This window comes from Finegoldia sp. (assembly GCF_046991905.1).
Lineage (GTDB): Bacteria > Bacillota > Clostridia > Tissierellales > Peptoniphilaceae > Finegoldia.
Map to the genome: position 1 here is coordinate 29375 of NZ_JBKWZF010000019.1, position 15086 is coordinate 44460.

Here is a 15086-nt window from a genome sequence, read left to right on the forward strand (position 1 = left end):
TTGCCTCCTTTATTTTTCCCTATACTATATTTTACCCAAATTTCAAGCGTTTTACACTAATTTGTAGGCAATTTTCTTTTAGAATAAATCACTTTTACCTTATCGCCTATTTTATTTTTAAAATCATTGTTCAAAATATAAGAATCAATAGTTTTGTCTTCCAATTTTATGACAACTTTAATAGTGGAACCTTGGAATACAATGTCTTTTATAACCCCGTCCTCACCTTCATCTGAAAATTTTACATCTTCTGGTCTAACATAATATCCTTCGAAAATATTTTTTTCCCCAATGAAATTCAACACGAAATTATTTTTTGGATTTTTGTAAATATCTCTAGGATAAGAATGCTGTTCGATTTTTCCTTTATTCATCAAAATAATATCATCAGCCAATTCAAAAGCTTCATTTTGATCATGAGTTACAAAAATCATCGTAGTTCCCAAATTTTTTTGGATATTTTTTATAAGAATTCTCATGCTAACTCTCAATTTTTGGTCCAAGTTACTCAAAGGCTCGTCCAATAATAAAAGTTTCGGACTCAAAACCAATGACCTTGCAAGGGCAACTCTTTGTCTTTGACCGCCAGATAATTCATCAATCATTTTTTTCTCATGACCTTTTAAGCCTACCAAATCTATCATTTCGTTGACCTTTTTCTCAATACTAGATTTGTCCATGTTTTTGAATTTCAAACCATAAGCGACATTTTTGAACACATTCATGTGGTAGAAAAGTCCGTATGATTGAAATACAGTTGTTATATCTCTTTTTTCAGCAGTAAGATTTGTGATGTCTTCTCCATCTAGAATAATTTGTCCGGAATTTGGCTTCACAAAACCACCAATCATGTTTAGTATCGTGCTTTTGCCGCAACCAGAAGGTCCCAAAATACACAGCATTTTCCCTTTTTCCAAATCAAATTCCACATTATCGACTACTGTTTTATCTTCGTAAATTTTAGTAAGGTTTTTAACACTCAAAATCATTTTTTATCTCCTATTTTTGTTAACAAATAATATCCACCGTTTACAACAAGACAAATCAAAATTATTATTAACGCAATCACTGAACCTATATTGTAATTGCCACTGTTTATAACATCAAACATAACAAGTGTTAAAACTTTTTGTCCTGGATAAACCAAGAAAATAATCGAACCAATTGTCGTCATTGTCGCAGTGAACGCATTGATGAATGTAACAGTAAAGCCTTTCTTAGTTAGGGGAAGCACGATATCTTTAAATACATAAATGAAATTAGCACCCAAATCCTGTGCAGAATTGATTTCATCTTCGCTGATTGATAAAACATGACTGTTCATAACTTTTGTAGAAAAAGGCATTTGCTTGAACAAAACATTCAACACTACAATTGCGCTAGTTCCAACCAACATCAATGGTTTGTGATTAAATGCCAACAAATAACCTAGACCAAAGAATGTCCCCGGCAAAATATAAGGCAAATTTGAAATATAATCAGCAACTTTAATTACCTTGCTCTTTTTGATTATCGAGTAATAAGCCATCAAAAGCCCTATCATACTTCCAAAGAACGCACTAATCAAAGAGTACACAATACTTCTTGTAATTGTGTTTGTGATGTAGGATTTGGAATTTTTGAAGTTTTCAAAAGTAAATGTTAATACGTTGTTTTTCATTTTTGTAAATGCCGATAGAATTATTGATGCATATTGAATCACAAGCCAACTCAACAAAAACAAACTTATAGCACACAACAAATAATAAACAAAAGATTTTTTGTCGATAATAAAATCTCCCGATGAATTTGAATTTACTCTATTTTTTCTCATCGATTTATTATAAATAATGAACATTATAACAGATGGAATCAAAATCATTATGTTGATAACTGCGGCAGTTTTAATATCTCCTTTGCTAATGACCGCCATGTATCCTTCGCTTGCCAGAACGTTAAACTTACCACCTATAATTGCAGGCGTTCCAAAATCTGCGATTGAACGAATAAATGTGAGGAAAAACACTGAAATCAATGTGTTTTTTAGTTGTGGAATCAGAATATCGATTACTACATGATTCGTATTCGCACCCAAATCAATTGCTGAATTGATAGAAGCTGTATCCAAATTATTAAGATAAGATATAACCATTAAACAACTCAACGACAAAAATCCCAACGTTTCCATTAATATAATTCCCGTCATTCCATAAGGATTGGTGTTTAATTTTAACAAATTGTACGTGATGAACCCTCTTCTACCGAATAAATTTATGTAAGACAAACTTGTTACAAAAGGAGGCGAAATCATCGTCACCAATAAAATTGCACTGATGATTTTTTGATGGATTTTACCACTCAAAAAGCAATACAATCCAATTATTGCAGAAAAAACCGTAGTCAAAACAGATACAATAAATCCAACGGTAATTGAATTTACAAACAGATTTTTGTTTTCCTTAAATATATTCACAATAAACGCTATTGAGTGACCATCATCCGTCGTGAAAGCTTCTTTGAATACGTACAAAAACGGCAATCCAATAAACACGAATATTAGTGCGAAAATTATGTATTTTATAAATTTATCTAATATTTTCATGATTTACTCCATATAAAACAAGCACCCGTTAAGGTGCTAGTAAAATGGGAGAAATTTTTCAATTTCTCCCTATTAAATTACTTACTTTTTACAAATTCTGAGAATTTATTCAAAATAGCTTCTCTCTTTTCACCAAAAGTAGACAAATCTTGTTTTATTAAGTTTTCTTTTTTCAAACCTAAATCAAGACCTTTGATTCCGTCTTTAACCATTTGGTTAGAATCTTTTCCGTCTATTTCTGCTAACATTTGTAAAGATTCATCTTCCAACATGAAATCGATGAATGCTTTTGCAACTTCAGTGTTAGGTGAATTTTTGAAAATAGCTACTCCTTCTGGAACCCATGGAATACCATCTTCAGGATATACAACAGTTAAGTTGTTGTCTTTTGCTGTATCAAACGCTGATTTGTCAACTGAAATAATACCAATTCCAAATTCCCCAGCTGCTGTTTTTTCTTGAGGATCTTTTCCTCTTTTGCCGTAGAAACTGATGTTATCATTTAATTTAGATAAATAATCCCAACCTTTTTCTTCGCCGTATTTGTCCAATAATCCTTTAACTGCTGCATAATTTGTACCAGAGATTGAAGGATCGCTCATGATTACTTCGCCTTTATATTTTGGATCTGCTAATTCATCCCAAGTTTTTGGAACTTCTAAGTTTTTAGATTTTAATACTTCGTTATTTGCTAAGAAGCCAACAACTGTGATTCCTTTTGATAACCAATAACCATCTTTGTCTTTGTAATCGTCTGGAATTTGTTTCAAAGCTTCAGATTCATATTTTTCTAACATATCGTCTGATTTAGCTTTCATGAAAGCGTCGATTCCGCCTCCAAACCATACATCAGCCATAGCTTTTCCTTCAGCTTTTGCTCTTGATAAAACTTCACCACTTGACATAGATAGGAATTCAACCTTAGCTCCTGTTTTTTCAGTGAACTTGTCAAATAATTTTACGTATTTGTCGCTTGTAGCAACAACGTTCAAAGTTTTACCTTCAAACTTTTTAGCGTCGTCTGCTTTTTCTTCAGTTTTTGTAGATTCTTTTGATGTTGTTTCTTTTGAATTATCTTTTGATTGACAAGCAGTCAACGCAAAAATTAACATTAATGAAAGACTCAACATCTTCAAAAATTTGTTTTTCATAATCCCTCCATGATTTTATTATTTTTAACATTAGATAGTATATATTACTTTGAAATATTTTACAAATATAAATAATGGCTTCTAATTATTGGAGCCATTTCAGTAAAATTATTTTTCTATATATGATTTTACAAAATACTTGCCATCTTTGTTTTCAAGTGTTAAAGTAGCATAGTTACATTTTAATATCAAATTATTTCCCTTAATTTCTCCTTCAGTTGGGTAAAAAGTCCCAATACTTACATCGCTTACAAATGTATAATACGCATTTTTTTCTTTCAAGTACAAACATTTGTCTTTGCTTTTCACATCGTCAGATACAATCCCTGCATATTTCATCAACGTAGCATCTACAAGGTTCTTGTCGATTTCTACTAATGGCATAAGCTTACTTGACAATTCAAATTCAGAAAAATTATCTAGTTTTTTCAGCTTTTCAAGAGTAGTTTTGAATTCATCAGAATTTTCTTCCAAAACTTTACTTGGAAAATAATTAATAAAGCTATCCAAATCTATTTCTTTTGGATCGTTGTAACTTCCTGCCTTGAAGAAATTCGAAGTTATGTTTTTAATTTCATCAAATTCTGATCCAGGCCTTTTCTCCACAAAAACTTTTTTAATTTGATTTACCTCGTCATCTGTTAGCTTTCTATCTTTTCCTGCCTTTATCCCTTTGAAAGCTTCTTCAAAGTAATTTCCAACCCATTTTTGTTGTTCTTCAGTTAATTTGATATTTTTTTTGTTGTCTTTACTTTTATCGCAAGATGCTAGAAATATTATCGCAAATAATAAAACAACCGAAACTTTTAAAAATTTATGTAATCTTTTCATACATACTCCCCCTTTATTTGGTTTATTTATACCCTGATTTTTAAAATTCATAACAAAAATATCCCCTCAATATAAATTGAGAGGATACCTAAAATTTAGAAGTTTATGGGATTACTTTATGATACTTGTTAATTGATTAATTACATCTTCAGATACTGATTTTTCTCCACCAATTACATAAGATTTGTTGAATTTAGTATCTTTGATGAATTGTTCTGTTTTTTGTCCTAATTTGTCTTTGTTAGTAAGAAGGATTGCTCCTTTTTGTTTTGCTGAGAATGGTGCTGCAACTAATGCATCTGCGAAGTCTTCCCCACTTGCTACTACTACAACTTCTTTTGCTCCAGAGTATTTTGCAAGAAGAATACTTGTTTCGTATCTATTAGCTCCTCCGATTCTATTGATAGTAGCTTTGGAGATTTTTTTAATGTTAGCTTTAGTATTTTCAGATACTGATTTTTCTCTACCAGCAATGTTTATTAATGATGCTTTTGATGATTTGATAACATCTTCAACTGATTTATCAATTGCGTTAACTCGTACTAAAAGTATTGGAGCTTTGTCTTTTTCAGCTGCGTTGTTAAGAGATAATGCATCTGCATAGTTTTCACCACTAGCGATTTCTAGTGTTGTTGTTTTGTCTGTAATAAGTTTAGATGCGATTTGTGCACTAGTTTTGTATCTGTCAGTTCCTGAAAGTCTTTCTACTTTGAAGTTTCTCTTTTCTAATTCTTTCTTCAATCCTTCATTTACAGATTTTTCTCCACCTATAATAGTGATTTCTTTTGCTTTTAATCTTGCGATTTCACTCATAACTTCCTTACTGATTGAGTTGGAAGATATATATAACAATGATGCATTGTTTGCTTTTGCAAAAGGTGCTGCTGTCAAAACGTCTGAGTAGTTGTTTTTGTTAGCTAATACTACTTTATTTGTTCCGTCTTTGAACATTTTTTTAGAAACTTCAATAGCAGTTTGTTCCCTATCTACCCCAGAAATTCTTTTAACATTTTCATTTGTTTTATCTGCAGTTGATTTCTCGATTTCGACTTGGTCAACAACTTTTAATGAATCAGTTTCATAAGTTGTAGCTACTATTGATTTGTCAGTCACTTTAACTTCTGTAAAGTTTGGTTTGTAATGTTGGTCTCTAACTGCCATGTAGTCTTTGAATTCTACTAAATCATAGTGTTTTGAACCTGATGCAGAGTTTGCAGTTAAATATAATTGTCCTTTTGGGTTTACATATTTTGATGGAACTTTACCTTCTTCTTTTGATTTGTCAGTAAAGTTTCTTTCGCTTTCAATAGCTACTCCGCCATTCATCATTCTACTTCTTGTGTAAACGTGGTCGTGACCGGATACTATTAAATCAATACCGTATTGTTTCATCAATGCTGGATATTCCGCTCTTCTTTTGATGATATCATCGTCATTCGCATGAGTTGCTGCAGAATAAATAGCGTGGTGGAAGCCAACTACTTTCCATTTGATATTTTGATTTTTTGTCATTTCAATTGCTTTTTCAATTGTAGCTTTGTGTTCAGCGGTATTCATGTTGTTAGAATTTAATTGAATGAATAGTGTATTATTGTACACGAAATAATAGTTGGAACCTGCTTCTGTTTTTCCTTCAGCTTGAAGGTTAGGAAGTGCAAAGTGTTGTGAATAAGAATTTGCTTGTGAATCGTGATTACCAATTATTGTTGCAAATGTAATTCCTTTTGCGTTTTCTCTTTCGATATATCCACTGTATTCTAATTCTGATTTAGATGTATATTCGTTGACTTGGTCTCCCAAACTGTACAAGAAACTCATTTGTGGAACTTGTTTCTTGATAGTTCCCAATGCTTTTTCCCATTTGTCTCTGTCTGCATAGAATTTACCAGCACCAATTTGAGGGTCCCCTGCTAATACAAATGTAAAGTCTCCTTTTGCTTGAGTTGTAAATTCGAATACTTGAGATTTTTTGCCATTACCATTGTAAACTCTGTACATGTATTTAGTGTTTGGTTTCAAGTTTTTGATATTTACTTGAGAGTTTGACATATCTTTAAGTTCATACAAATCTTTTAAAGCTTGATCTTTCTTATCTTTTTCGATTTTTACTTTTGCGTTTGATTTGTCATTGATATCAAATGTTGTGTTCTTGTCAGAAGTTACAGCTTTGATTTTCGTTGCATTTGAAAAATCTTTTTGATCATTTGCTTCTACTATTTCCAAATAACCTTGTTCTTTGCTCTTGCTGTACCAAGTGAAGTTTCTTTCACTTTGGTCTTTACCTATAGTCAAGATTGGAAATCTTATTTGAGATTCTTCTTGAGTTTGTGTTGCTGTTGTGCTAACATCATTTTTTACATTAGTTTCAGCAAATGTAGTTGTGTATGTAGCTGTTGTAGCTATAGAAAATACCATACCCAGTGCTAATAACGCTTTTGCCGTTTTGTTCATTAATTTTCCCCCTTAAGATTATATATAATTGATGAGAATAATGATGTCACTGGCACCATTATAATCACAACGACCGTACCTATCAGCCCTTTTGTGATTTCTACTGAAAAGAAATCAGAATTTACAAGCTGATTAAAACTTACTCCATGCGATATCAAAACCATAATCGTCACTAGAGAAGACCCTATAAATGCAAACACCAAAGTGTTTACCATTGTTCCAATAATATCTTTACCTATATTCATTCCGCTTTGAAAAAGCTTCCTGCTATCCAAATCTGTATTTAATGATTTAATTTCTTTCAAAGAAGATGAAATCGACACACTAACATCCATTGAAGCACCAAGAGATGCTATGGAAACTGCAGAGAATAATAAGTTCTCAATCCTAAGTCCCCATGTTTTTCCTACCAAAATCAAAGTTTCTACATTTTCCATATTGTGTCCAGAAACATACAAAACTTTTCCAATGATTTTGACCATAATTGCCGCTATCAAAAATGAAGTTCCTATCGATATCATATTTACCAAAGTCATTTTACTGTATCCATACAACACCACTAGAGAATAGACTGCACACAAAATTACCGTTATAATCGTAACCAAAATATTATTGTATCCATTCATCAAAAGCGCCACATCAAAAAATAAAATTATGTAAATACTTACAAATAAAGCTATCGCACTTTTGAAGCCTTTTATCCCAGCAATCACAGCCAAAAATATTACAAATAATGCTATAATCACAAAAATTCTTATACTTCTATCGTAGTTGTACACGGAATAGTAATAATCATCAGTTGAACCTGAATTTTGATTTTGAATTAGAATAACATTACTTCCTTTGTGAACTTTAATGCTGTGTGTGTTCACAAGTTCGTTATCCAACTCCACAACTTTTCCAGTTTTTAAAATCTTAGCTTTAATCTTTTGAACGCCGACTGGTTTAGAATTGTCCGGATAATCTAGCGATTCATCCACAACTTCCACAACCTTCGCCCTCAGATATTCCACACCCTTGTAACTAATCAAGCTTTCATTTACATCTAGCTTTCTATTCAAAAAGAAAATTCCAATCAATAGCAAGATTAAAATTACATTAACAATTTTCTTCAATATTTCATCACCAAATACATTGTACGATTAAAATATTAAATTTATGTTTTTCAAAGTTAATAAAATGTAAAAATTTGTTAAAAAAACATTAAAAAAAGCATATCATTTGATATGCTTATAAAAACTATTCTCATTGTATATTTTCGATGTAATAAAAGAAGTCACTGGAACCATTATAATCACAACGCTTATTCCAATTAACGCTTTCGTAATTTCCACCGCAAAAAAATCAGAACTCACAACTCTATTAAAAGTATTTGTTCCGTGCAATATAAAAATCATTATGCTCACAAGTGATGATCCAATAAATGCAAATACTAATGTGTTGACCATTGTTCCAATAATATCTCGACCAATACTCATCCCACTTTTAAATAATTTTTTACTCGATACATCTTTATTTAACGACTGAATTTCTCTTAATGCAGAAGCTATCGATACACTTACATCCATTGACGCTCCCAAAGCTGAAATAGCAACAGTGGAAAACAGTAAATTTTCGATATTTAATTTCCATACCTTTCCTATCACTAGTATCAATTCCCCGACATTTTCCAGATTATACCCCGAAATATTAAGTCCGATACTCATTAGCTTAACCAAAATACTCACAAATACAAATGATACCGAAACAGAAATCATATTGATTAAACTCATTTTAGAATAACCATATAAAATCAAAGTGGAATATATTGTGCACAAAATCACAGTTAAAATTGTAATCACAATATTATTAAATCCATTCATGATAAGCGAAATATCAAAAAACAAAATTATGTATATACTAATCACAAGAGCAATCGTGCTTTTTATTCCTCTACTTCCTGCAACAAGTGCTATGAAAATTATAAATATCCCCATCCATAAGATTGTACTAAAACTTCTATCGTAATTATACATCCTGTAAAAAGTTTCAGAATTGTGATGAGGATTTCTACTTTTCGCCAGAATCACCTTGTCGTTCTTTTTTACTAAAACACTATGCGATGCTTCTAGTTTGTTCTCCACATCCACAATTTCTCCAGTTTTTCTAATTTTCGCTTTGATGTTTTGTATTCCTACAGGTTTTGAATTATAAGGATAATCCAGCGTTTCATCTACAATATCTACTACAGTAGCTTTTACATAATCAAGTTCAATTCCATCATAGCTTACCAAATGGTCATTATTTCCCCATTTTAAATTTATTATAAAAATCAGGGCCAAAATCAATCCCAAAAATATATTACAAATTTTTTTCAATTATTCACCAACTCCATCTATATATAATACTATAATTTTTTTAGTTTGATAATTGGTTTTAATAAAAAAGTTCCTCGGCAATCGCCAAAGAATTTTTATCTATTACTGTATTAATATTTTTTCTCTTGAAGAATATTCTGTGTGAAGCAAATGATGTGCTTTTTCTGAACCAGGAGCATCCAAATACTCATCTTAAATCTTTTTGATAGATTTGTTTTTGTAAGATCTTCTGATTGGTTTGTCCCTGTCTTCTGTGTGAATAGCCTTCATTCTCTTTTCTAATTTCGAAACATTTCCTCTAAGAAGTGGTTGACCAGCACCGCCGATACATCCACCAGGGCAAGCCATGATTTCTATAATTTCGTAGTGAGCTTTTCCATCTCTAATTCTTTCCAAATGTCTTCTCGCATTTGCGAGTCCACTTGCAGCAGCAACTTTAACTTCTTTTCCTAAAATTTCTATTCTGGATTCTTTGATGCTTCTCATTTCTTTAAGTTATTCAAACTCTAATTGTTTAAGGTCATCACCAGTTAACATATTGTAAGCAGTTCTCACAGCAGCTTCCAATACACCACCACTTGATCCGAAAATAAATAAAATATTAGACAGAATCACATATTAAAAACGAGCTGAATTAAATCAGCTCGTTACTTTATTTTACTTGCATTGTTTTGTTGCAATATTTTTGTACTTTTTTATCGTGGCTAATAATGAACACGATTTTATTATCGATATCTTTAATAAAATTAGAGAAGAAATCTTCCTGTGATTCTGAATCCAAGTTGCTAGTTATTTCATCAAAAATATAAACATCAGCATCTCTCATAAGACTTCTAACGATGGATACTCTTTGTCTTTCTCCTCCCGATAAGTTTTCTCCATTTGCCAAAATTTCTGAATCCAAGTTTTTATTCTTCAACACAGGCTTCAAAACATCCATAGACAATATTTTTTCATCGATAGATTCGTCTTTGACTGTATCTACCAAAATATTTTCCCTCAAACTTGCAGGAATGATAAGTGGATTTTGTGGAACGTATGCGACTTTTTCTCTTAATTCATCCAAAGATAATGAATTGACGTCCTTTTCGTTAATAGATATTCCATCGACATCTCTGATATTCAACAGTGAACGTAGAAGTGTACTTTTACCAGCACCACTTTTTGCGTCTATGTATATGATATCTGAAGGATAAAATTCTTCATTAATATCAAATTTGAACTCAGTGTCCAAAATTTTCACAACAGGATTTTCAAACTTCACTTTGCTAATAGTATTTTCAACAGCAATTCCGTCTTTCTTTTCTAAATTATCTAAAATATTTTCCTTATAAAATCCAGAATCCACCTTCAAATTCGTTAAGTCGATATTTACTCCATTTAATGAATACAATGAGTCGAAGAATACATTGATTACCAAAGTAAATACCACAATTGAGTATAACTTAGCATTTCCAATCGTAACATTGTAACTTATCCATATCAACAAAGCATTTTGCACAAGCTCGTTAAACATTCTAATACTACTACTTGCTGCACCTGCGAATTGATTAACGCTTTTGTGTGCTTCAAAAATTTCCACGATTTTCTTGTTGATAAGATTATCAAAACCATCAAACTTGGAGTATTGTTTCAAAAAATCTGGATTGCTGTAAATATTGTTAAAATCTTGGTAGTTTTTGGAAGTAATTGCAGATAGTGATACGCATTTTTCAGATAATTTCTTATTGATTAATTTAAATCCGAAAAATGTAAATGGTATTATCGCTAGTAAAATCAAACCATAATAAATATTTTGAATTGAAACAAAAATCAAAGCTCCAATAATTATCAAAATCGAACTAACCATAGTATTCACATCGTCAATTAAAAAACTGTAAATAGAATTAGTCAACTTAGAAACCTTCGTAATCAGTGAATTGTTTCCCAAATTTATCATAGTGTCGTATTTCACATGAAATAAATCTTTCATAAAATTATCCAAGTTTTCTGAATTCACATTCACCGCTACTTTTTCTTTTAACAAAATCAGCCCTATTTGAATAAAATAATTTAACACCATTATCCCAAACAATAAGTACAAATCACTTCTTTGAATGTTGGTAATATCTCTGAAGATCTTGTTACTTAAAAATGGTACGGACAGCGTAGCCACAACCATAATTAAACTCATAATCAAAGATACTGCCATAAACTTGATGTTCTTTTTAAGAATTACTTTTATCATAATGCCCTCTCTCCTTCAATTTTATAATTCTTCCCCAAAGCTACAATCAATTCTATTGATTAGAAAACGCTTTACTATTATTATACTCTTCAAAAAAAAATAAACAATAGTTATAAGCTTCTCGTTATATTTTCGGCATTTTTTACTCAAATTTTATCGAAATTTAAAAAGATTAACTTAAATCTCATAAAATGATATAATTAGAATAATATTAGGAGGAAATATGAAATTTATTAGCACTAGGGATAATTCAATAACTATCGATTCTCAAGAAGTAATCTTCAATTGTATAAATGATGATATTTACGTTCCTTTGAATTTAGATAATTTGTACGATATTGATGTGCTTAGAGATATGACATATAACGAACTTGCTATATATATTTTGAAGCATTTTTTAACTGATATTGACGAAGATTCAATATCAAGCATTGTAAATAACGCTTACGATGGAGATGAGCCTAATGTTTTTTTGAGAAAAACAAATGATAGATGCTACGTTGAACTTTTCAACAACAAAAGTCTGTCCTATAGGGACTTGTCATTGAGTATTATCTCTAAATTTATAGATATTAATTTGAATAATAATGAAGATGTGAAAAACTTATACCTGTTCACAGCTTCCACTGATATCTCTGTGTCTACGATTGAGAATTTTAAAAAGATGAACACAAAAGTTTTCGTGTTTTATCCAAATAATATCTCAGATATCGAAAAATCAAAATTATTATCCACGCTTTCCGATAATGTCTGTGCAATTGGCGTAGATGGTGATTTTTATGAATGTAAAAAATTGGTGGATAGTTTGATAAATGATTCTGATATCAAAGATTTGATTGCACAAAAAGAATCGGTGATTTCTACGTGCAATTCTTTGAATATAATCAGAGTTCTCACTCAAGTTATTTATTATTTTTACAGTTATGTGACAATGGTAAAATACGGAGAGATAGAAGCTGGAAAAAGAATCAACGTAAGTATTCCTACGGAAAATTTCGGCAATATAATGGCGTGTTTCTACGCAAAAAGAATGGGACTTCCTATTAATAAAATAATTTGTGCGACAAAAAGTCCATTGTCTTTCAAAAAATTCTTGGATACGGGAGAATTTGTCTATGACGAAGTTTTCGGCGAAGAATCCACATCATTTGAGAGATTGGTCTTAGCGAATATCGAAAGATTGCTACATCATTTGATAAATAATCAAGATAGAATAAGAGAGATTTACACAGATTTTAGAGAAAAAAATAAGTTCACTTTGTATCCTGAAGAACTACAAAAATTGAGTTGTATTGAAACGTACAGCATGACAAGTGATGAGGTCAGTCAGAAAATTTTGAGATTATTCTTGGAATGTCAGTATCCATTATCCCCTCAAACTGCAATGGCTTCTCTTGCCTACGACAAATATGTCATTGATTCTTATGACTACACTCCATCAATGATTATGGCTACAACTTCTCCATATTCATCTACAGATAAGCTTTTGAAATCATTTGGATACAATGAAGATTTGGATATAAATATGGCTTTGGAAAAGTTAAACTCTTTTATAAAATCGCCTATTCCCGATAATTTACAAAACATCAAAAAAGTTGACACTACAATTTTCGATTCATCAGAAATCAAAAATATGATTTACAAAAAAATACAAGAAATGAATTAAGCGGCGTAACTTTACGCTGCTTTTGTTTTAAATACGCAATTAACGGATATATATTTATATGAGTAAATTTGAAATAAAACAAGGGGGCATTATGAACAATTTTACATTTTACAATCCAGTAAGAGTACATTTCGGTAAAGGTCAAGTTACAAATCTAGCCGATGAATTAAAGGATTACAATAAAATTTTAGTAACTTATGGTGGAGGAAGCATCAAGAAAAATGGCGTCTACGATGATGTTATGAAAAATTTGAAAGGCAAAGAAGTTTTCGAACTTTCTGGAATCACTCCAAACCCAAGAACTGACAAAGTTTATGAAGGAATCAAAATCTGCAAAGAAAATGACATTGATTTTATTCTAGCTGTCGGCGGCGGATCTACATTGGACTGCTCAAAAGCAATCGCAATGGGTGCAAAAACTGATGAAGATTTCTGGGATTATTTCTTCGAAGAAAAAAACAAACCAACAGACGCTATCAAACTGGGAACAGTAATTACAATGGCTGGAACTGGTAGTGAAATGGACGGTAGTTGTGTAATTTCCAATATAGAAAGAAAGAAAAAATACGGCTACGGGCACAGATTATTGTATCCAGTATTTTCAATAATCGACCCAACATACACATATTCACTTCCAAAATATCAATTAATCAGTGGAACTTGCGATATGTTCAGCCACATAATGGAAGAATATTTTTCAGAACCAGATTACGAAAACACAACAGATAATATATCAGAAAGCTTGATGAAAACTGTAATCGACAGTATCAGAGTAGCTCTCAAAAATCCTGAAGATTACCAAGCTAGAAGCAATCTAATGTGGGTAAGTACACTTGCAATCAACGGACTTACTGCCACTGGCAAAAGCTCAGATTGGCTAAGCCACAAATTGGAACACACATTATCCGCATATTTTGATGTAACTCACGGAATGGGACTTGCAGTAGTTCATCCAAATTATTTGAAATTTGTCTACAAAAATCATCTGGAAAAATTCAGAAGCTTTGCAATAAACGTGTGGAATATAGATCCAGAAGGAAAACCAGATGAAAAATTAGCACTAGAATCAATCGTTGCACTACAAAACTTCTTCAAAGAAATCGGAGCTCCAACTACACTTCGTGAACTTGACATTCCAAAAGACAAAATCAAAGAAATGGCTGAAAACACACCTGCATATAAAACAAGCTACTCTGATTTGTCAACATCAGACATCGAAACAATTTACAATAACGCATATTAAAACTAAAATCTGCCTTGAAACAGGCAGATTTTTTAGTGAGATAAAATTATTTCTTTATTGTAGTTTTTAATTATATTTTTATGGTCGACAAAAATAACTATTCCTTCAATTTCATCAAAAACTTTCAGAAATTTTTCGGTTGATTCGCTATCCAAGTGATTGAGTGGTTCGTCAAATATAAATATATTTGAGTTTCCTATTAGCGCCCTATCTAAAGTTATTTTGTGTTTTTCCCCACCAGATAGATCATTCACATTTGTTTTCATTAGTAACTTATTATCTGTGAATACAGTATCTATTTTTTTCTTCCCTAGGAAAATATTCTCTTTCACAGTAGTTGGAAAAACATAAGAGTTTTGACAAAAATAATTTATGTTGATATCCTTCGCATTATTTAACTCTGTGTTGTTAATACTAATATTTCCATTATAATCGGTATAAATGTTACTTAAAATTTTAATTAAAGTTGTTTTTCCAGTTCCATTTTCTCCAGATATTTTAACTTTATCTCCTTTTTTTAAATAAAAAATAGCATAAAAATCTAGTTATCCGCATAAAAACTGGACTTATCACACTTTA

Annotated in this window: 11 protein-coding genes and 1 pseudogene; 2 read left to right on the forward strand and 10 right to left on the reverse strand. The window is 31.2% G+C overall.

The genetic code is table 11. The features are described from left to right. Positions 1–56: 56 nt before the first annotated feature. The 9 genes and pseudogenes from ACLUJM_RS08375 to ACLUJM_RS08415 form a co-directional block, all read right to left on the reverse strand. Entirely contained in the window at positions 57–989 is a 933-nt protein-coding gene (locus tag ACLUJM_RS08375; protein WP_294684580.1) for an ABC transporter ATP-binding protein, read from the reverse strand. Beyond that, entirely contained in the window at positions 986–2581 is a 1596-nt protein-coding gene (locus ACLUJM_RS08380; RefSeq protein ID WP_412412620.1) for an ABC transporter permease, read from the reverse strand. Before ACLUJM_RS08380 ends, ACLUJM_RS08375 begins: the two co-directional genes overlap by 4 nt. Before the next feature lie 77 nt (positions 2582–2658). Beyond that, a complete protein-coding gene (locus tag ACLUJM_RS08385) occupies positions 2659–3732 on the reverse strand; it encodes an ABC transporter substrate-binding protein (protein WP_412412621.1) in 1074 nt (357 codons plus the stop codon). Between the two features lie 108 nt (positions 3733–3840). Then, complete coding sequence (locus ACLUJM_RS08390; RefSeq protein WP_304069010.1) at positions 3841–4563, reverse strand: hypothetical protein; 723 nt, start codon at positions 4561–4563, stop codon at positions 3841–3843. 111 nt (positions 4564–4674) lie between these two features. Further along, positions 4675–7014: a cell wall-binding repeat-containing protein gene (locus ACLUJM_RS08395; RefSeq protein WP_412412622.1), complete on the reverse strand. Its 2340-nt coding sequence runs from the start codon at positions 7012–7014 to the stop codon at positions 4675–4677. Next, positions 7014–8129, reverse strand: coding sequence for a YibE/F family protein (locus tag ACLUJM_RS08400; protein WP_002835194.1), 1116 nt, complete (start codon positions 8127–8129; stop codon positions 7014–7016). The genes ACLUJM_RS08395 and ACLUJM_RS08400 overlap by 1 nt, the downstream gene beginning before the upstream one ends. A 102-nt stretch (positions 8130–8231) precedes the next feature. Next, positions 8232–9371 (reverse strand): YibE/F family protein, encoded by a 1140-nt coding sequence (locus ACLUJM_RS08405; RefSeq protein WP_412412623.1) that lies wholly within the window; start codon positions 9369–9371, stop codon positions 8232–8234. A gap of 102 nt (positions 9372–9473) precedes the next feature. Next, positions 9474–9857: pseudogene (locus ACLUJM_RS08410) on the reverse strand (iron hydrogenase small subunit). A gap of 166 nt (positions 9858–10023) precedes the next feature. Further along, a complete protein-coding gene (locus tag ACLUJM_RS08415; protein WP_412412624.1) occupies positions 10024–11598 on the reverse strand; it encodes an ATP-binding cassette domain-containing protein in 1575 nt (524 codons plus the stop codon). Between the two features lie 223 nt (positions 11599–11821). On the opposite strand from ACLUJM_RS08415, the gene ACLUJM_RS08420 reads away from it, so the two are divergent. Then, the gene (locus ACLUJM_RS08420; RefSeq protein ID WP_412412625.1) at positions 11822–13264 is read left to right on the forward strand and encodes a threonine synthase; all 1443 of its coding nucleotides are present in this window, start codon (positions 11822–11824) and stop codon (positions 13262–13264) included. A 91-nt stretch (positions 13265–13355) separates the two neighbouring features. After that, positions 13356–14507, forward strand: coding sequence for an iron-containing alcohol dehydrogenase (locus tag ACLUJM_RS08425; protein WP_035109115.1), 1152 nt, complete (start codon positions 13356–13358; stop codon positions 14505–14507). Positions 14508–14539: 32 nt separating this feature from the next. Here ACLUJM_RS08425 and ACLUJM_RS08430 read toward each other — a convergent pair whose 3' ends face one another. Then, positions 14540–15037, reverse strand: coding sequence for an ATP-binding cassette domain-containing protein (locus tag ACLUJM_RS08430; protein ID WP_080545246.1), 498 nt, complete (start codon positions 15035–15037; stop codon positions 14540–14542). Positions 15038–15086: the final 49 nt, after the last annotated feature.